Annotated in this window: 16 protein-coding genes; 6 read left to right on the forward strand and 10 right to left on the reverse strand. The window is 70.9% G+C overall.

Annotated features, from left to right (window positions below; translation table 11 throughout):
* Positions 1–834, reverse strand: coding sequence for a division plane positioning ATPase MipZ (locus DJ019_RS07415; protein WP_111275331.1), 834 nt, complete (start codon positions 832–834; stop codon positions 1–3).
* A 140-nt stretch (positions 835–974) separates the two neighbouring features.
* Here DJ019_RS07415 and panC point away from each other — a divergent pair, with 140 nt between their 5' ends.
* The gene (panC, locus tag DJ019_RS07420; RefSeq protein WP_111275332.1) at positions 975–1,829 is read left to right on the forward strand and encodes a pantoate--beta-alanine ligase; all 855 of its coding nucleotides are present in this window, start codon (positions 975–977) and stop codon (positions 1,827–1,829) included.
* A gap of 1 nt (position 1,830) precedes the next feature.
* Here panC and DJ019_RS07425 read toward each other — a convergent pair whose 3' ends face one another.
* Entirely contained in the window at positions 1,831–2,241 is a 411-nt protein-coding gene (locus DJ019_RS07425) for a DUF1489 family protein (RefSeq protein WP_111275333.1), read from the reverse strand.
* A 14-nt stretch (positions 2,242–2,255) separates the two neighbouring features.
* Positions 2,256–3,101, reverse strand: a complete 846-nt coding sequence (locus tag DJ019_RS07430; RefSeq protein ID WP_111275334.1) for an enoyl-CoA hydratase-related protein — start codon at positions 3,099–3,101, stop codon at positions 2,256–2,258.
* A 68-nt stretch (positions 3,102–3,169) separates the two neighbouring features.
* On the opposite strand from DJ019_RS07430, the gene DJ019_RS07435 reads away from it, so the two are divergent.
* Positions 3,170–4,978, forward strand: coding sequence for a patatin-like phospholipase family protein (locus DJ019_RS07435; RefSeq protein ID WP_111275335.1), 1,809 nt, complete (start codon positions 3,170–3,172; stop codon positions 4,976–4,978).
* 222 nt (positions 4,979–5,200) lie between these two features.
* Here DJ019_RS07435 and DJ019_RS07440 read toward each other — a convergent pair whose 3' ends face one another.
* The 4 genes from DJ019_RS07440 to DJ019_RS07455 all read right to left on the reverse strand — a co-directional run bounded on the left by DJ019_RS07440 (position 5,201) and on the right by DJ019_RS07455 (position 10,275).
* Positions 5,201–5,431: a hypothetical protein gene (locus tag DJ019_RS07440; protein WP_133255259.1), complete on the reverse strand. Its 231-nt coding sequence runs from the start codon at positions 5,429–5,431 to the stop codon at positions 5,201–5,203.
* An 81-nt stretch (positions 5,432–5,512) separates the two neighbouring features.
* The gene (locus tag DJ019_RS07445) at positions 5,513–7,717 is read right to left on the reverse strand and encodes an NAD(P)-binding protein (RefSeq protein ID WP_165843918.1); all 2,205 of its coding nucleotides are present in this window, start codon (positions 7,715–7,717) and stop codon (positions 5,513–5,515) included.
* Between the two features lie 47 nt (positions 7,718–7,764).
* On the reverse strand, positions 7,765–9,369 hold the full coding sequence (locus DJ019_RS07450; RefSeq protein ID WP_111275338.1) for a winged helix-turn-helix domain-containing tetratricopeptide repeat protein: 1,605 nt from the start codon (positions 9,367–9,369) through the stop codon (positions 7,765–7,767).
* 498 nt (positions 9,370–9,867) lie between these two features.
* A complete protein-coding gene (locus DJ019_RS07455) occupies positions 9,868–10,275 on the reverse strand; it encodes a DUF3597 domain-containing protein (protein WP_111275339.1) in 408 nt (135 codons plus the stop codon).
* 173 nt (positions 10,276–10,448) lie between these two features.
* Here DJ019_RS07455 and DJ019_RS07460 point away from each other — a divergent pair, with 173 nt between their 5' ends.
* Both DJ019_RS07460 and DJ019_RS07465 read left to right on the forward strand, forming a co-directional pair.
* Positions 10,449–12,260, forward strand: a complete 1,812-nt coding sequence (locus tag DJ019_RS07460; protein ID WP_111275340.1) for a hypothetical protein — start codon at positions 10,449–10,451, stop codon at positions 12,258–12,260.
* A gap of 80 nt (positions 12,261–12,340) precedes the next feature.
* Positions 12,341–12,532, forward strand: a complete 192-nt coding sequence (locus DJ019_RS07465; RefSeq protein WP_111275341.1) for a hypothetical protein — start codon at positions 12,341–12,343, stop codon at positions 12,530–12,532.
* Between the two features lie 22 nt (positions 12,533–12,554).
* Here DJ019_RS07465 and DJ019_RS07470 read toward each other — a convergent pair whose 3' ends face one another.
* Positions 12,555–13,307, reverse strand: a complete 753-nt coding sequence (locus DJ019_RS07470) for a LytR/AlgR family response regulator transcription factor (protein WP_111275342.1) — start codon at positions 13,305–13,307, stop codon at positions 12,555–12,557.
* On the reverse strand, positions 13,304–14,428 hold the full coding sequence (locus tag DJ019_RS07475; RefSeq protein ID WP_165843919.1) for a sensor histidine kinase: 1,125 nt from the start codon (positions 14,426–14,428) through the stop codon (positions 13,304–13,306). The genes DJ019_RS07470 and DJ019_RS07475 overlap by 4 nt, the downstream gene beginning before the upstream one ends.
* A gap of 194 nt (positions 14,429–14,622) precedes the next feature.
* On the opposite strand from DJ019_RS07475, the gene DJ019_RS07480 reads away from it, so the two are divergent.
* Together DJ019_RS07480 and DJ019_RS07485 are read left to right on the forward strand one after the other, a co-directional pair.
* On the forward strand, positions 14,623–15,702 hold the full coding sequence (locus tag DJ019_RS07480) for a S41 family peptidase (RefSeq protein ID WP_111275344.1): 1,080 nt from the start codon (positions 14,623–14,625) through the stop codon (positions 15,700–15,702).
* Positions 15,703–15,716: 14 nt separating this feature from the next.
* The gene (locus DJ019_RS07485; protein WP_111275345.1) at positions 15,717–16,373 is read left to right on the forward strand and encodes a PEPxxWA-CTERM sorting domain-containing protein; all 657 of its coding nucleotides are present in this window, start codon (positions 15,717–15,719) and stop codon (positions 16,371–16,373) included.
* On the opposite strand, the gene DJ019_RS07490 is transcribed toward DJ019_RS07485, so the two are convergent.
* The gene (locus tag DJ019_RS07490) at positions 16,370–17,089 is read right to left on the reverse strand and encodes a PEPxxWA-CTERM sorting domain-containing protein (RefSeq protein WP_111275346.1); all 720 of its coding nucleotides are present in this window, start codon (positions 17,087–17,089) and stop codon (positions 16,370–16,372) included. The two genes, DJ019_RS07485 and DJ019_RS07490, sit on opposite strands and share 4 nt — an antisense overlap.
* Between the last annotated feature and the right edge of the window lie 17 nt (positions 17,090–17,106).

Genomic DNA, 17,106 nt, shown 5'->3' on the forward strand with positions numbered 1-17,106 from the left:
CTACTCGGCCGCGATCTTCTCGGCGTCGTCCAGGCCGTTGAAGCCCAGGGCCACCATCACCGCCCGCAGCTCCTGGCGCGCGGCGACGTGCTGCAGGCTCATGGCCACGGGTCGGATGCTGGGCGACAGGTCGGCCACGGTCAGGCCGAAGGGGAACAGTTCGCGATAGATCACCCGGTCGCGCAGCCCCGGGCCCACGCGGAAGCCCACCTTGCGGCTCAGCGCCTGCACACGCTCGTCCAGGCGCTTGCGGTTGCGGGCCTCGGTGGGCGCCAGGCGATTGCGCAGGACGACCCAGTCGATCTGCTTGCGGTCGACCGTCGCGCGCTGCTTGCGGCAGGCCCACACCGTCTCGGCGTAGAGGCTGTGCCGGGTGAGGTCGAGGGTGACCGGGTCGACGACGCCCAGCATGTCGAAGTCGACGAAGCTGTCGTTCATGGGCGTGACGATCAGGTCCGCCTTGGCGTGGGCGGCCCGGCTGATGGCGGTGTCGGCCCCGGGCGTGTCGATCAGCACGAACTCGGCAGAACGCGAGACCTCGGCGAACGCCTCCTCGAACCGCGCGAGCTGCTCGGCGTCGGGCGCCTTGGCCAGGGCGTCGCCGGCCGAGCTGATCGGATGCTCGATCGGCATCGGCGCCTCGGCGTTGTTGGCCGCGAGCCACTTGGCCCGGTTGGAGAAGAAGTGACCCATGGTCTGCTGGCGCAGATCCAGGTCGAGAACGGCCACCTTGGCGCCCGCATGCAGGAGGGCGGTGACGATGTGGATGGCGAGGGTGGACTTGCCGGCCCCGCCCTTCTCGTTGCCGACCACGATGACGCTGGCCTGGCTCATGATTCGCAGCTCCCCGGACGGCCGCAGCCGACTCAATCCTTAATGAGTAATGAGCGCGCGCCGACCCCCGGCGTCAACGCGATCGTTCGTCGCCGTCTGTGGATGGACGAGGGGGGCGGCGCTGGCCCATAAGCCGCCCCATGTCGACGTCGCTTCCCATCGTCCGCACCATCGCCGACCTGCGCGCCCGCGTCCGGGCGTGGCGCGCCGAGGGGCTGCGCGTGGGCTTCACGCCCACCATGGGCGCCCTGCACGAGGGCCACCTGTCGCTCGTGCGTCTCGCCCGCACCCGGGCCGACCGAGTGTTGGCCAGCGTATTCGTCAACCCGACGCAGTTCGGCCCGAACGAGGACTTCGAGGCCTATCCCCGCGACGAGGCGGGCGACGCGGCCCTGCTCGCCAGCGCGGGGTGCGATCTGCTCTACGCGCCCGGCGTCGCCGAGATGTATCCGCCCGGCGCCTCCACCACGGTCACCGTCGCCGGCGTCTCCGAGCCGCTGGACGGCATCGCGCGTCCCGGACATTTCGCCGGCGTGGCCACCGTCGTGACCAAGCTCCTCAACCAGTGCGCCCCCGATGTGGCCGTATTCGGCGAGAAGGACTGGCAACAGCTCCAGGTCATCCGCCGCCTGGCCCGCGACCTGGACATTCCCGTCGAGATCATCGGGGCGCCGACGGCCCGGGCCGAGGACGGTCTCGCCCTCTCGTCGCGCAACGCCTACCTCACCGCCGAGCAGCGTCCGGTGGCCGGGCGCCTGAACCAGGTCCTGCGCCGCGTCCACGACCGCCTGCGCGCCGCCGAGCCGGTCGCGGCCGTCGAGGCCGAGGCGGTTGCTGAGCTGCTGGCGGCCGGTTTCGCGAAGGTCGACTATGTCGAGGCCCGCGTCCCGGAGACCCTGGAGCGCCTGGGCCCCGGCCCGGCGTCCGGTCCGATCCGCGTCCTGGCCGCCGCGCACCTCGGCAAGGCGCGCCTGATCGACAATCTCGGAGACTAGCCTACCAGGCCCCCGCCTCGCGGAGCTGGCGGGCAAGCTCCTCGGGGATCTCGCCGAAGGCGGCCTCGTCCAGGTCGGGCGGGGCGTCCTTGGCCTCCAGGTAGCGCCAGCCCTGGAACGCCCGGCGCGGCGTCGGCGCCACGCGCACGATCTGCTCGTCCAGGGTGATCTCGCAGCGCGCCGTCACGCCCTCGCCGACGGTGTTCACGTCCAGGATCCGCTGACGGCACAGGATCACGCCCTTGAAGACCCGATAGACCGAGCCGCCGTCCACCATCTCGTCGGCGCGCTTGGGCGTCATGCGGGTGCGTAACACCCACGGCTCGCCCGCCCGCGCATGGGCCGCGCGCCAGTCCAGCAGGTCATCGATCGTGGCCGCGCCGACGACCAGCTTGATCATGTGCACCGGCATGGCGGCGCAGATCCTTACTCGCCCTGCGCCCAGTGCGGCTTGCGGCGCTCGAGGAAGGCGCGGACGCCCTCCTGGCCTTCGGCGCTCACGCGCGCGGCGGCTATCCGGTGCGCCGTCAGCTCCATCAGCGCGTGGTCGATCACCCGTCCGGAGACGTCCTCCACCAGCCGCTTGCACTCGGCCACCGCATCGGGACCACAGGCCAGGATATCTCCGGCGATCCGGTGCGCCGCGGCGGTCAGGCCCGCGGCGTCGTCCACGAGTTCGGAGACCAGGCCGATCTTCTCGGCGTGGGCGGCGTCGAAGACGCGCGCGGTGGCGAACAGGCCGCGCGCCGTGCGCGGACCGATGGCCTCGATCACATATGGGCTGATGGCGGCGGGGATCAGGCCCAGCCGCGCTTCTGAGAAGCTGAACTTCGCATCCCGCGTCGCGATCGCCAGGTCGCAGGCGGCCGCCAGGCCCACGCCGCCCCCGAACGCCCCGCCGTCCACCAGCGCCACGGTCAGCGCCGGCAGGTCGTGCAGCTCCTTCAGCATCCGGGCCAGGGCGAAGGCGTCGGCCCGGTTGTCGCTCTCGGTCCGCTCGATCGCCGCCCGCATCCAGTCGAGGTCGGCCCCGGCCGAGAACGTGCCGCCGGCCCCGCGGATGAACACCACCCGCACCCCCTCGGCGCCTTTCAGCGTCTGGAAGGCCTCCTCCAGCGCCGAGATCAGGTCGTCGTTGAAGGCGTTCTTCTTCGCCGGCCGGTTCATGGTCACCGTCACCGCGCCCGCCTGGGTGGCCTGGATGTGCACCAGGTCGGTCGTGGCGCTCACGTCCGGGAATTCGACGAGCGGGTGGGCGATCTCGTTGGTCACTGGATGGAACTCCTTGGCTCGGCGGCAGGCATAGCGGTCGGCGCACGGCGGCGCTACCCTCCCGAACCGTGGGTCCGCTGCCCGACATCCCCGCCGATTCGGTCCTCGCCCGGCTGTTCCGCCAGCCGCGTGCGCGAGAGGCGACCGTGTGGTTCTCGCTGCCCGGCGGCCACAAGCTGTTCGGCCAGGGCGACAGCTCCGACCAGCTCTTCGTCGTCCGCACCGGCCGGCTCGGCGCGTTCCGGCGGGAAGATGGTCAGGAGCCGCACTTCCTCGGGATCATCCGGCCGGGCGAGCCGGCGGGCGAAATGGCGCTGATCGCCGGCGTGGAGCACTCGGCCGACGTCTACGCCCTGCGCGATTCCGAGATCTTCTCGATCCCGAAGGACGCCTTCTTCGCCGCCTGCGACGCCGACGCCCAGGTGATGACCGAGCTCGCGCGGCTGATGATCCTGCGCAGCCGGCAGGTGGCCCGCCGCGGCCCGGTGGGCGATCCGTCGGTGTTCGGCTTCGTGCCTGCCGGGCGCCCAGGACCGATCCGGCCGCTCGTGGAACGCCTGGAGCGCCAGATCGCATCGCTGGGCTACGCGGTCACCACCGTCGGGTCCGAGGCGGCCTCGGCGCCCACCGAGTGGTTCTCGGAGGTGGAGCGAGTCCACGACTACGTCCTCTATGTGGCCGAGCGCGACGAGACCGCCTGGGCCCCTTTCGTGCCGCGGCAGGTGGACCGGCTGTTCCAGGTCGGGCGCGGCGACCGGCCGGCCCATATGGAGGGCCCGCCGCCGGGGTCGGCCACGCTGCAGGAGCAGGGGCTGGTCGACCTGATCCTGGTTCAGCCGTCCGGCCTGGCCCAGCCGCAGGGGTCGGAGGCTTGGCTCGACGGTACGCGCGCGGCCCGCGTCTTCCATGTCCGGCGCGGCGAGGACGCCGATTTCGCCCGGCTGGCGCGGGTCCTGACGGGACAGGCGGTCGGCCTGGTGCTGTCGGGCGGCGGCGCCCGGGCCTACGCGCACGTCGGCGCCATCAAGGCCCTGCGCGAGCGCGGCGTGCCGATCGACTACGTGGGCGGATCGTCCATGGGCGCCATCGTCGCCGCCGGCGTGGCCATGGGCTGGGACGAGGCCGAGATGGACATGCGTCTGCGCCAGGCCTTCGTCACCTCCAGCCCCCTGGACGACATCGCGCTGCCGCTGCTGGCCATGACCCACGGGGTCAAGGTTGGCGAGCGCCTGGCGACCCACTTCGGCGAGACCCAGATCGCCGACCTCTGGCTGCCGTTCTTCTGCCTGTCGTCGAACCTGACCACGGGCGCCTACCAGCTTCATCGCCGCGGCCTGCTGCGCCAGGCGCTCCGGGCGTCGATCTCGCTGCCCGGCGTCATGCCGCCCGCCACCGACGGCCAGAACGTGCTGGTCGACGGGGCCGTGATGAAGAACTTCCCGGCCGACATCATGCGCGCGGGCCACAGCGGCCCGATCATCGGCGTCGACGTGACGACCGCGCGGAGCATCACGGCCAGCGACGTCGCCCGCCCGTCGTCGGTCTGGCGGTGGATCCGCTCGGGCCAGTGGCGGCTCGGCCCGCCGATCGTCTCGCTGCTGATGCGCACGGCGACGGTGTCCACGGGGCGCGACCTGGCGGCGGCGCGGGAAGCGACCGACGTGCTGGTTCAGCCCGATGTCTCCCGGATCGAAATTCGCGACTGGGAGGCCTACGACCAGGCCGTCGAGGCCGGATACCGCGCCACCCTGGCGGTGGTGGACAAGCTCAGTCGGCCGATACCTGCGCTGCGCCGGCGGATGTCGCTGCGCGAGCGGGAGGCGGAGGGCGCCTCGCTGACGCCATTCATGGGCTCGGCGCACGCTGCGGCGGAATGAAGCTGCGCGCGGCGTTTGCGCGAGCGCGCGACCCGTCCCATATTCGGTCTGTCTTCAACAACTGAAAGGAGGTGACCCAGTGTCTCATAGTTTCAACCGCCCAGCGGTGACCGTGACCTGGACCTCCGTGAACGGGGTCCGCGCCTAAGCCTTAAGGCAGGTCGCGAACCGCGCAGCGGTCCGACTATGGAAAGGCCGCTCCAGCAATGGGGCGGCCTTTCGCTATTTCGATCCCTTGCGTGCGCGCCACAGCAGCCACAGGCCCGTCAGCAGCAGCACCTGGCCGACGCCCAGCACCAGCGGGCCCGCGGCCAGGCCCAGGCTCCAGGCCAGCTTCTCCAGTTCTGGCGGGCCGCCGGTGTTCGCCGCCAGGACCAGCGCCGACAGTCCGGCCCCGATGAGCGTCAGGATCAGGCCCGGCAGCAGCGAGCGGGGCGGGACAGGGTCGCTCATCTCGTTCGGCTCCTGCATTAAACGCCCCATCTCTGCGCTTCGGCTGCGGCGGGCGCCTTGACTCCGCTCAAGCAGGGAGGGCTACCCCACCAGGCGCAGTGGCGGGACCTCCCCGTCCAGGTGCGGCGGCGGAACGTGGTCGCGCCCCGAGACGCCGGGCGGCCGCGGGACCGTCGGATAGCCGATGACAGTGTCCAGGGCGGGATAGGCGCTGATCGCGTAGGAGGCCAGCTTCCCGCCCATCGTCGCGCCCTCGAAGCTGCCGACGTTGATCCCCGTGTAGATCCAGTCGCCAGCCAGGGTCAGGTTCTCATATCCCGAGCCCCAGGCCTCGAGCCGGTAGTCCACGCTGCCTGGCGGGGAGGAGACATAGCGCTCGGTGGGATCGATGTTAGCCCGCCAGAACTGGCTGTCGAACCGCAGCACCCCCTGAGCGCCGCCGTCCCGGGTGTCCACCAGGAGGTCGAAGTCCAGGCCCATGGGATCGCCGAGCCCGTTGTTGGCCCGCACCGTCGCCTTCGGCAGCATCGTGCCGATCGACGACTGCAGATACTGGATGCACTGGGCCTTCACCCGCTCGCTCTGCCGGCGCGGGTAGTCGGTGTCGGTGAACGGCGGCGGCGGCTCGTAGTCCGGCATCAGGCCACAGAAGTACCAGAGCGCCTTGGGCATGTTGTCGGCCGGCCAGTCCTCCCATTTCAGCAGGTCGGGGAAGTTGGCGTTGCCGTTCGGCGGGCAGAAGTAGGTGCCGCTGAGCGCCAGCTCGTTCTTGGCCGGGTTCAACGGTTCGGCCCAGCCCAGCTCGTAGAGGTCGCGCGACAGCCACACCTGCATCGCCTGGGTGGTCAGGGCCGGCAGGTGGTCGACCATCCCGCGCCAGGCCGCGTCCTCCGCGATCAGGTCCTTGCAGAGGTAGGGGATCGCGCCCAGTGAGATCGCGAACACCAGCTCGTCGTAGTCGACCCCGGCGTGCAGCACCTTCGGCGTCTTCAGATGGGGATGGCTCGCGTCAGGCCAGCCGTTCCAATACGATTCCAGGTCGATGCCGGTCGCCCGCAGGTACTCGCCTTCGCGGAGCTGATCGTACAGCGGCGTCTTCGGCCAGGAGGGCAGGCCCTTCACGTCGATCAGCGGCCGGTAGCCGGCCTCCGGGTCCTTCAGCGTCGCCTGCACGGTCATCTCGACCGACCCGATGCGCCGCCGGTCGCCGTGGGTCGGGCGCAGCGCGTCGACCTTGTGGAAGAACTCGAACTTCACGCCGCGGCGCTTCAGCACCTCGTACATCGGCGCGACCACCGTCTCGCCCGTGCCCGAACCGAAGCTCCAGATCAGCGAGCCCATGTAGGCGCAGGAGCGCAGGGTCCAGTCGAGGTAGCAGCCGGCGCCCATCCGCGCGGCCCGGCTCGTGTCGCCATTGGGGCTCTGGTAGCAGATGTTGACCGTCACCATGACGATGGGCGAGGCCAGGGTGGCCGGGTGGATGCCGTGACGGGTGAGCCAGTCGCTCCAGTTCTCCTGGTCCAGGCCGTCGAAGCCGTTGGCGGCCACATTGTCGACCAGCGTCCCAATGATGAGCGTGGCGTAGAAATCGAGGGTCAGCAGCGCCCGGCGCAGGTCGTCGGCCTTGCTGGCCATGCCGGGCGCGGCGGCCGCGAACGCCTTGACCGCGCCGGCGATCAGCTTGCGGGCCCCCTGGATCTCGGCCACCAGCGGATGTTCCGGACCTTCGGTGAGGGGTGTCGCCAGGCTCTTGCGGGCGTTGTCGATGAACAGCTTGAGGCCATCACCCACCAGGCCCGGGACACCCTGGGCCGTGGTCAGCATCTTGGCGATCTCCTCGAGGATCGCTTCGATCGCCGTGCCGACGCCCTTGTAGTAGGACCCGTCGGTGGGCGGGATGGCATTGCTCGGCGTGCGCACCGGCCAGGGCTTCAGCGCTCCGTTGTCCCACTCCCAAAGCATCGTCAGGTTCGAGGGCAGGAACGCCTCCTCGAACGTCGCCATGGGCTGGTCCGGTCGGCGGCCCAGCTCGGCGTAGAGCTCCGACATCATCGGCAGGGCGTTGAAGTAGCTGCCCATGAAGCCGTGGATGCCGTGCTCCTCGATGCGCGCGTTCGGGCCGCGCGAGGAGGCGCACTTGCCGCCCAGTCGCCAGCCGAGCTGGTAGAGGGTGATGTCGTAGTGCTTCTGCCAGTCGGGCTGGTTCGACAGATAGTACGCGGTGACCAGACCCCCCATCCCGCCGCCAAGGATGGTGACTTTCTTCGGCGCCGTCGCGTCGGACATTTTCCCCATACCGGGGTGTTCGCCCCGGTCTCGCCTAGGTTGTCATCCTAGGAAGGGTGCCAGCCAGACTTTTGCAGAGCCTTAACGATAAGGTCCAGGTTGGCCTTGCGCGTGAAGGGGTGCCCGGTGGCGAAGGCGTCCAGCGTATAGGCGCTTCCACCCGGCGGGGCCGATCCGACGCCCCCGCGCGATCGCGCCAGCCGCTCGCCGTCCTCCAGGGCCCGCCGCGCCTCGTCCATCCGGTCGCCCGCCGCGTGGCATGCGGCGAGCAGGAAGTGCAGCGGAAAGCGGTTCGGTCCCCGGGCGCAGGCGTCGGCGGCGTCCCGCGCCGCGCCTTCGTAGTCGCCGGCGATGAACCGGGCCAACGCCTTGCTGCGGAACCAGAGCCAGGCGTGGGGATCGTTGGGGCTCGCCGAAATGGCGCGGTCGGAATAGGCGATGGCCTCCTCGGCCTGTCCGTCGAACGCCAGCAGCCGGCCAAGCTCCCCCAGGGCGGCCGCGAGATAGGGGTTCAGCTCGAGTGCGCGTCTCTGCTCGGCCTTGGCCTCCGCCGGCCGGCCCATCAGCGAGAGCACGACGCCCAGGGTGTAGTGCGCGAAGGCGTCCGACCCGCCCGCCGAGACGGCGCGCATGGCGATACGGTGCGCCTCGGCGATCGCCCCGCCGGGATTCTGGGCCGATCCCACCCACACGTCGAACAGCTTGCAGTGCGCCAGGATCGCCAGGGCCGAGACATCGTCCGGTTCCAGTTTCAAAGCCTGTTCCAGAAGGGCTTCGGCCTGGCGGACGTCATCGGGAGTGGATCGCCAGAAGTGCCGCCGGCCGCGCACGAACAGGCGCCAGAATTCCAGGCTGTGCTCTGGCGTCTGCAGCGCCCGCGTCTCCTCGCGCTCCAGCACCGCCGGCTCCACCGTCCCGATGATCGCGGTGGTGATTTCGCCGAGGATGGAGAACAGGTCGTCCACGGGGCGGTCGTACCGGGCCGACCAGGCGCTGGTCTCATCGGCGCCGTGGATCAGGTCCACCGACACCCGCACCTTGCCGCCCAGGCTGCGCACCTTGCCGTCCAGCACATAGTCCGCGCCGAGCCGCTCGCAGATGGCGGCCGGGCCATGGCCCACCACGTCTGAGGTGAGCAGCGACTGGCGGGGCATCACCGACAGCAGCGGCGACTTGGACAGGCCCGCGGTCAGCTCGTCGGCCAGCGCCTCGGCGAACCAGGCCTGGTCGTCGTCGCCCGGCGGATGAGTGAATTCCAGCACCACGAGCCGGGGCCGCGCTCCCGGCGAAGGCGTCTTCAACGCAGGCTTGTCAGGAATGGCGTTCATCGTCGAGGTTGCAAGACGATAGCCGACGCGCGGCACCGTCTCCACCGCAAATGGGTCGTCGTGCCGCGCCGCCAGCTTGCGCAGCTTCATCATCACCAGCGTGATCGCGTCTTCGCCCACCACCCGGCCGCCCCAGCAGCGAGCGATGAGGTCGTCGCGGCTCACGACGGCGCCGTCCGCGTGGGCCAGCGCCACCAGCACCTGCATCACGCGCGGCTGCAGCACTTCCCGTCCATGCGGCGAGACCACTTCCAGCGTCGGCGGTCGCACATCGAGCGCGCCCAAGGCGAAAGCGGCCTCGTGGGCCAGCTGAATCGAACTCAAGGTCCCGTTCCCGTAGGCGCGCGCGCCGTTGTCGCCGTGCCACCCCCCTCTATCGACTTAGCACAATCGTTAGCGTCGCAAAGATCGGAGATTGCTCGGGGAAAGATCGGATCGAGGGCCTGTCGATTCGACGGCGTGGCTGGTCTTGTGCGCCTGGGTTTCGACCGTTTCCCGGCCGTGGGCGGACCCGACAGTTGGCCCACGGTCAGGCCCCGATCTCGCCGCCCCGTTCCCGCTGGTGCGCGGCGCTGGGGGCGGCGTCCTTTCGGGTGTCGCCTCGCCTCGATGGGCAAGGCGCCGAAACCTCCGCCGGGTGTCGCCGGATGGGTTCGCCCGTCCGGTCCGGCCGATCCAGGCTCCTGGGGGGGAGCGCGGGTCGGCCCGCCCACCCGGCGCCCAGGCCTGCGGAAGCCCTTGAGCCGCGGCCTACTCTCAAGCCCCCGATCTGGCCGGATCGGGGGCTTTTTTTGTCCGGTCGTCCGGCGGGTCGCCAGCGCTTCAGGCGTAGAAGCTGTCCGGGACGCGGCCGCCGTTCTCGGCCAGCTTGCGCATCACCGCCTTGTGCAGCGCGATGTTCTGCTCGGCGGAGCCGGCGGGCCCCGCGTGGACGCCCAACTCGTCGGCCAGTTCCGTCCGCGCCGCCAGGCTCGAGTCCATGTGCAGCAGCTTGAGGAGGTCGACGATGGAGGTCCGCCAGTTCCCGCCGTCGCCGCCCTGCAGCTCGGCCATGGCCACCAGGACGGCCTCGACATCCACCGGCTCCGCCGGCGCGGCCGGGCTAGCCGGCGCCGGAGTAGCGGTCGGGAGAGCGGGCGCAGGAGCCGGGGTCGCCTGCGCGGCGGAGGGGGGCGCGCTCGTCCGGGCGTGACCGAAGATCTTGTCTCGAATGGCTGTGAACAGTCCCATGGGAAGCTCCTTGATCCACAGCCCGGAACCGCGCCGTCCTCGCAAGGTTCCCCAGACCAGACGCCCATGATCGCCGCCTCGGCCCGCAGGTTGCGGGAGGAGTCGCCTGAGTAGAACTTGGGTTCAATTCTCGCGGAAGTCGGGTAGCGTGTCCGCAGCCTCAGGGGCGCCACATGCCTGAAGTCCAGGACCAAGCCATCGAACCCGAGGCCGGCAGGCCCAAGGCCGACGCCGGTCCGGAGGCGCGAGCGCCCTTCACCAGCGTGATCTACGTCCACGGGATCGGCAGCCAGCGCCGCTACGAGGAGACGAGCCGCCTGGTCGACCGCCTGGACCAGTATCTCCAGCGCCAGCACGCCAAGGGCAATTCGATCGGCATGCTGAGCAAGATCAGGCCTCGGGTCGAGCCGCTGCGGCCGAACCCCGCCAGCGGGATCATCGCCTACATCCGCACCGTGTTCTCGACCGGCCCGAAGTTCGAGAACGCCCGTTCCGTCCGCTTCTACGAGATCTACTGGGCGCCGATCATGGCCCAGACCGACTCCGTGCGCCGGGTCATCCAGTGGGTGTTCCGCCAGCCGCTGAGGCCGTGGCATACGCTGCCGGCGCCCTGGCGCGAGCGTCAGCGCCTGCGCCGCGCCGCGCTGGCGGCCCTGTTCGATGGCGGCCGCCCGCCGCCGCCGGGCGTCGAGGCCCGGGACTTCGACGGGCTGATCGGACTCTACAACGACTTCGAGGGGCCCGAGGCCCTGCGCGACTATCCCGGCGGGACCTTCAAGGACTTCCTGGCCTTCGTCGCCCGCGAGTCCGAGGGCCATCCCGAGACGGCCAGGCGACGCGAGACGCTGGCCCGCGCCTGGCGGGCTCTCTACGTGCGCGAGGAACTCCGCAACGCGTTCGTCCTCACCACCATGGCGCTGGCCCTGGTCCTCTCGGCGGCCGGCGTCGTCCTGGGCCTGGTCTGGGCGCTGCAGGGCCTGGCCCGCATCCCCCTGCTCACCAGTCTGCTCCAGACGGCGGACGTGCCGCTGAAGGTCGACTGGAGGACCGCCGCGACCCTGGCGGTCTCGCTCGCCAGCCTGCTGGGCCTGGGCAAGTTGGTCACCGACTACCTGGGCGACGTCGAGGCCTGGGCCACCTACGAGGAGACCGACCTCAAGCACGTGGCGCGTCAGAAGGTCATCGACAACGCCCTCGAGACCCTGACCCACGTGCTGTGCGACCCTGATTGCGAGCGCGTTGTCATCGTGGCCCACAGTCTGGGAACCAGCATCGCGCACGACGCCCTGCTGGCGCTCACCCGCCGCAACCGCGCCTTCAACCCGACCGACGTCATGGGCGGCCCCGTGCCCCTGGGCAAGATCGAGCACTTCATCACCCTGGGCAGCCCGATCGACAAGATCGAGTACTTCTTCGAGAGCTACGCCTCGGCCTTCCACCGCTACAAGCGGGTGGTCGAAACCTTGCGCGGCGACATCGGCGACGCGCCGTTCAGCGACAATCGCCACCCCCACATCCACTGGATCAACTACTGGGACGAGGGCGACATCATCAGCGGCGCCCTGCAGTCGCCCACCGCCGCCGCGCCCAAGCGCCAGCGGATCGACAATGTGCACGTGGCCAGCTTCCGCTTCCCCGCGCCCGGCGCCTCGCACGCCGGCTACTTCGACAACGCCCGGGTGATCGGGGACCTGTTCCAGGTGATCTTCCACCGGAAGGCCTCGTTCAAGGCGCTGGAGGAGGCCGCGGGCAAGGGGCCTTACGACTACGCCAGCGCCTATCTGCACCCTGGTGAGCCCACGGGATCGCGCACACCCTACTTCGTGCTCGTCCTGCTGGTCCCCTGGCTGGCGCTGTTCGCGGCCGTGGCCTGGCTGCTGGAGGCCCGCGCGCTCGCGACCTGGCTGGGCGCGGGGGCAGGCGCCCTCGTGGCGGGCCTCATCGGCGCGTTCCTGCTCAGCCGCAGACATCGCAATCCGATTTGATTGGCGGAGCGGGCGGATCCGCCGCGGCCCGGCGCATCGCCCGTGCTGGCTATTGGCCGCCGCGGGGCCTACATCAGGCGATGCAAACTTTCCGAGCCTATATCCAGGACGCGTCCGGCACGATCACGTGGGCGGCGTGGATCGAAGCGGCCCACCGCGACGACGCCCAGGGCATCGCCCAGGCCATGTGCCAGGGCCAGACCCCGACGCTGGACCTTTGGTCCGCGACCGAGCGCAGGCTCAGCGGCGCCTACCACCTCGACCCGGTCTGAGCCTGACCCGTCGGCCCCGGTCTCACGGCGCGCGGGCGAGCCAGGCGCGGGCCCGCCGCTGGTAGCTCGGACCGACAGGCACGGCCGTGCCGTCCACAAGGATCAGCACCTGACCACCGGCTCCGGAGGTCCGCAGGGCCTGGACGACTGCCGGGCGGACCATGGCCGAACGATGCACGCGAAGCAGCGCCGGCGGCGGAAACTGTTCAGCGATGGACGCCATGGTGGCCCGCAGGATGTGCGAACGGCTGGCCGTGTGCAGGATCGCATAGTCCTTCGCCGCCTCGATCCAGGAGATCTGGCTCAGGTCCACCCGCACCAGCCCGCTGCGGCCCTGCACCCAGAAACCCTCGCCGGACCCGTCGGAATGGGTCTCGGGCGCGGTCTCGCGCGCCGCGCCGCCGTGCCGTCGCCGCCGGGCGCGTTCGACTGCCTGGCGCAGTCGCTCGAGGCGCAGGGGCTTCAACACATAGTCGGCGGCCTCGACGTCGAAGGCGTCCACGGCGTGGCCGTCGAAGGCGGTGAGGAAGACGATCTCGGGCCGGTCATGGGGCGAGAGGGCGCCTGCCACGCCGAGACCCGTACGCCCCGGCATCTGGATGTCGAGCACCGCCAGGTCCGGCCGCAGGGCGGTGATCATCTCCAGCGCTTCGAGGCCGTTGGTCGCGGCCCCGACGACCTCGGCGTCGTCGATGTCGCGGAACGCCAGCGCCAGACGCTCGAGCGCCAGCGGCTCGTCGTCGGCGATGACGACCCGGAGCGGCACGGGGCTCATGGGCGCCCCTCGGACCACTGGAGCGGCATGCGGACCTCGGCCAGGAAGCCGTCGCCGCAGGGGCCAGCCTCCAGGCGCGCCCTGTCACCATAGAGCAGGGCCAGCCGTTCGCGCACGTTTCGCAGGCCGGTGCCCGTCCCGGGCGCGGGGGCGGCGACATGGCCCGCGCCGCTGTCGGCGACACCCACCACGAGATCGTCGCCGTCTCGCCGGGCGGACAGGCGGACGTCCACGGGCACCAGGGCCGGGGATACGGCGTGCTTGATGGCGTTCTCCACGAGCGGCTGCAGGAGGAAGCTGGGGATCAGCGCCGCCCCCAGCCCGGGCTCCAGATCATAGACCACCCGCAGGCGCGTCCCGAAGCGGACGGCCTCGATGTCGAGGTAGTTCTGGAGGGTGTTGAGTTCGCCGTCGAGCGTCGCCAGGGGATGTGCGTCCGCGCCGAGCGAGGCGCGCAGGAAGTCCGACAGCCGGTCGATCATCGTCTCGGCGTCGTCGTTGCGGCGCATGGCGACGAGCGAGCCGATGGCGTTCAGCGTGTTGAAGATGAAGTGGGGATTGAGCTGGTGTCGCAGCATGGCGAGCTGGGCGCTCACGGCCAGGGTTCGGGCGGCCGCGAGCTGGGCCTCGCGTTCGCGGGTCTCGGCGGCCGACCGCAGGATCGTCGCCCCCATCCCGAAGACCGCATAGAGGCTCGCGAAGATCACGATGTGACTCTCGGCGATCAGCGCCATCACCGCGATGCGCAGGGCGCTGTCCGAAACGATCCGGCGCACGCTCGGGCCGGGGGCGAGCCAGTCGAGCAGCAGAGCGTCGGTCCGCAGGTCCAGCCACGTATGCGCCGCCGTCGCCGCCACCAGGCCCAGGACGAGGGCGAGAATGGCCCAGCGTGGACGCACCGGCAGGGTCGCGATGCGCCAGAGGCCGAAGCTGAGGGCCACGCCGGCGAACGCCATGAGGACGGCGCGCAGCCCATTCACCGGCAAGGGTTCGAAGCGGGTGGCGACGCCGCTCGCGACCATGGCGACGGCGCCCAGCGCCCAGAGGCCCGCCGTCAGCCGCAGTACAGCCGGCGGCGGAGGCCATGCGGCCCTGTCGGGCGTCGAGAACGTGTGAGGCAACAGGATATCCGGGCGGCTTCCGGGGCGGGGAGCGACCTGCAGCATAGCGTGGCCGCGGCGGGCTGACGCCTGGCTTCGTCGCCGCTTCGTCGCAGGGCCGTCGATCGGTCGACTCACCGTCGTTCGGTCGCAAACGCCGCGACGTGACGCCGCCGAGGGGGGATCAGGGCGGCCCCTCATCCCCGGTAGTTGCGATGCCCCTCCTCCTTCCGCCCCTCGTCCTTGCGCTCGCCGCGGCGGCAACGCCCGTCGCGGGCGTTCCCGCCGCGCCGGAGGCGGCGCCGTCCGCCGCCCGGACGGCCCTCTCGCCCACCGAACAGCGCGAAGTGCTGGAGCGCCTGGCAGGCATCCTGGCGCGCCGCTTCGCAGATGCCGACGCCGGACGCCGCTACGCCGCCAGGCTGCGCGAGCAGGCCGCTCGCAACGCCTATGCAGCGATCACCGACAGGGCCGAGTTCGGCCGCGCCGTCACCGCCGACCTCCAAGCGGTGGCGCCCGACGGCCACCTGCGGCTGACGCCCGCGGGGGTTCGCTCCAGCCGCGCGGCGGCGGCCGACCTGCCGGCCAGCACCCGCGCCAGCGGCCCACCGGGCCTGGAGGAGGCGCGGATGATCGGCGATGTCGCCTACCTCCGGTTCAACGAGTTCCCGCAAGGACCCGAGACGGGCGCCGCCGCGCGCGCCTTCCTGCTGGCCCACGCCGACGCGCGGGCCGTAGTCCTCGACCTGCGGCCGCATCGCGGCGGGGGGCAGGACACGATGGACGCCATCCTGCCGCTCTTCTACGCCAAACCGGCAACGCTGCTGCGGATGGACACGCGCGCCGACGCCGAGGGCGACGTCCCGATCTCGGTCGCCCCAACCATGGTGCGCCAGTCTGCGCCGGAAGGGATCGTCCGCCGCGACCACATCGTGCAGCCCGACGCCGCCGAGGCGCGGCTGCGCGACGCGGCGGTCTACGTGCTCACCTCACGGCGGACCGCCTCGGCGGCGGAGCACCTGGTCCTCGGACTGAAGCGGACGCGCCGGGCCGTGATCGTCGGCGAGACCACCACCGGCGCCGGCCGGTTCGGCGGCATGGTCGACCTGCCGCACGGCTTCTCGGCCTTCGTTCCCATCGGACGCACCTACGACCCCGACACCGGCCTCGGCTGGGAGGGCCGTGGCGTGGCGCCCGACATCGCCGTCCCTGCCGACGACGCGCTGGCCGTCGCCCTGGAGCGGCTTGCCCAATCCAACGCCGGCCCGGCCTCCCCGCCGGCCGTCAGTCCCTGAAAGGAGCACTCCCCATGACTCTCAACGCCAAGACCCTGGCCCTCGGCGCTATCGCCGCCGTGGCCGTGGCCGCCGCGCCCGCCCAGGCCGCGGTCGTGACGCTGTTCCAGCAGGAGTTCAGCGCCGGCCTGGGCGCCGATGAGCAGCTCTTCGGCAATTTCGCCGTGGGTGGCGGGCGCATGGGCCACGTCAACGGCTATCACGGGAACAACGAGCAGTCGCACTACGACCTGAAGCTGGACCTCACCGGCGTGACGGACGCCCTGATCGCCTTCGACTACAACACCAACACCGAGTACGGCTGGGACGGCTGGAACCTCCTGGGCGCGATTGAGGGCCAGGCGTTCAACTTCACGTCGCCGCTCATCGCCTCGCCCAATGTCCACAACCGCTTCGTTGAGAAGCTGCTGTCGCCCGGTGTGACCGGCATGGCCGCGGGCCGGGCGACCTACGACCTGACGCCCTTCGCGGGCAAGGTCGTCAACCTGCGCCTGCGCTTCGCGAGCGACCACAGCATCACCCGCACCGGCACGACCTTCGACAACCTCGTGGCCACCGGCACGGCCAAGACGGTCTCGGCGGCGCCGGAGCCCTCTACCTGGGCGATCATGATCACGGGATTCATGAGCGCAGGCATGATGCTCCGCCGCCGCCGAGCGGTCGCAATCTAGAGGGCGGACGCCAGCCGCCGGCGCCGCAACGCCACGCCGGCGCCGACGAAGCCCGCGATCATCAGCGCCCACGCCGAGGGTTCGGGCACGCCGCCCACCGGGCTGCCGGACTGGCCGAAGCGGACGTTGTCGAGGCCGATGTTGTCGCTGTTGTTGTTGAGCCCCGCGAGGTTCAGCCGCAGCGTCAGCGACTGGCCGCTGAGGCCGGCGCCGAAATCGATCGTGGTGTGGCGGGGCCCGACGCCGTTGCCCTGGACCAGGACGTTGGTCTGGGAGAACAGCACGTTGGAGGCCCCGTCGATCACCTGCAGGCCCGGCAGGGTGTAGTCGGACTGCGGCCAGCCGCCGAGGTCGAAGCCGAACAGGTTCACCTGGTAGCCGGCGTCGGCGGTGAGGGTCACCTCGAGCACGCTGGCCCCGTCGACCTCGTTCTCCAGCACGTTGACAAGGTCGCCGTAGTTGGTCGTCCAGCGGATCAGCGAGCCGGCCGTGCCGCCGGAATAGCTGGCCAGGACGTTGGGGGTGAAACCCTCGGCGCCGACGCCGTAGGTCGCGCCGTTCTGGACCGTGGCGGTCACCCGGTCGCCGTAGGCCTGGCTCATGGCCAGGCTGTTGTTCGGCTTGGTGTTGTCGATGTCGAACGTCAGCACCGTGGCGGCTGCCGGGGTGGCGGCCAACACTGCGAGCGTGGCGAAGGAAAGCATCAGGTTTCGCATGGCGGGGAGTCCTTTGC

Source organism: Phenylobacterium kunshanense (genome assembly GCF_003254525.1).
GTDB classification, from domain to species: Bacteria; Pseudomonadota; Alphaproteobacteria; order Caulobacterales; family Caulobacteraceae; genus Phenylobacterium; species Phenylobacterium kunshanense.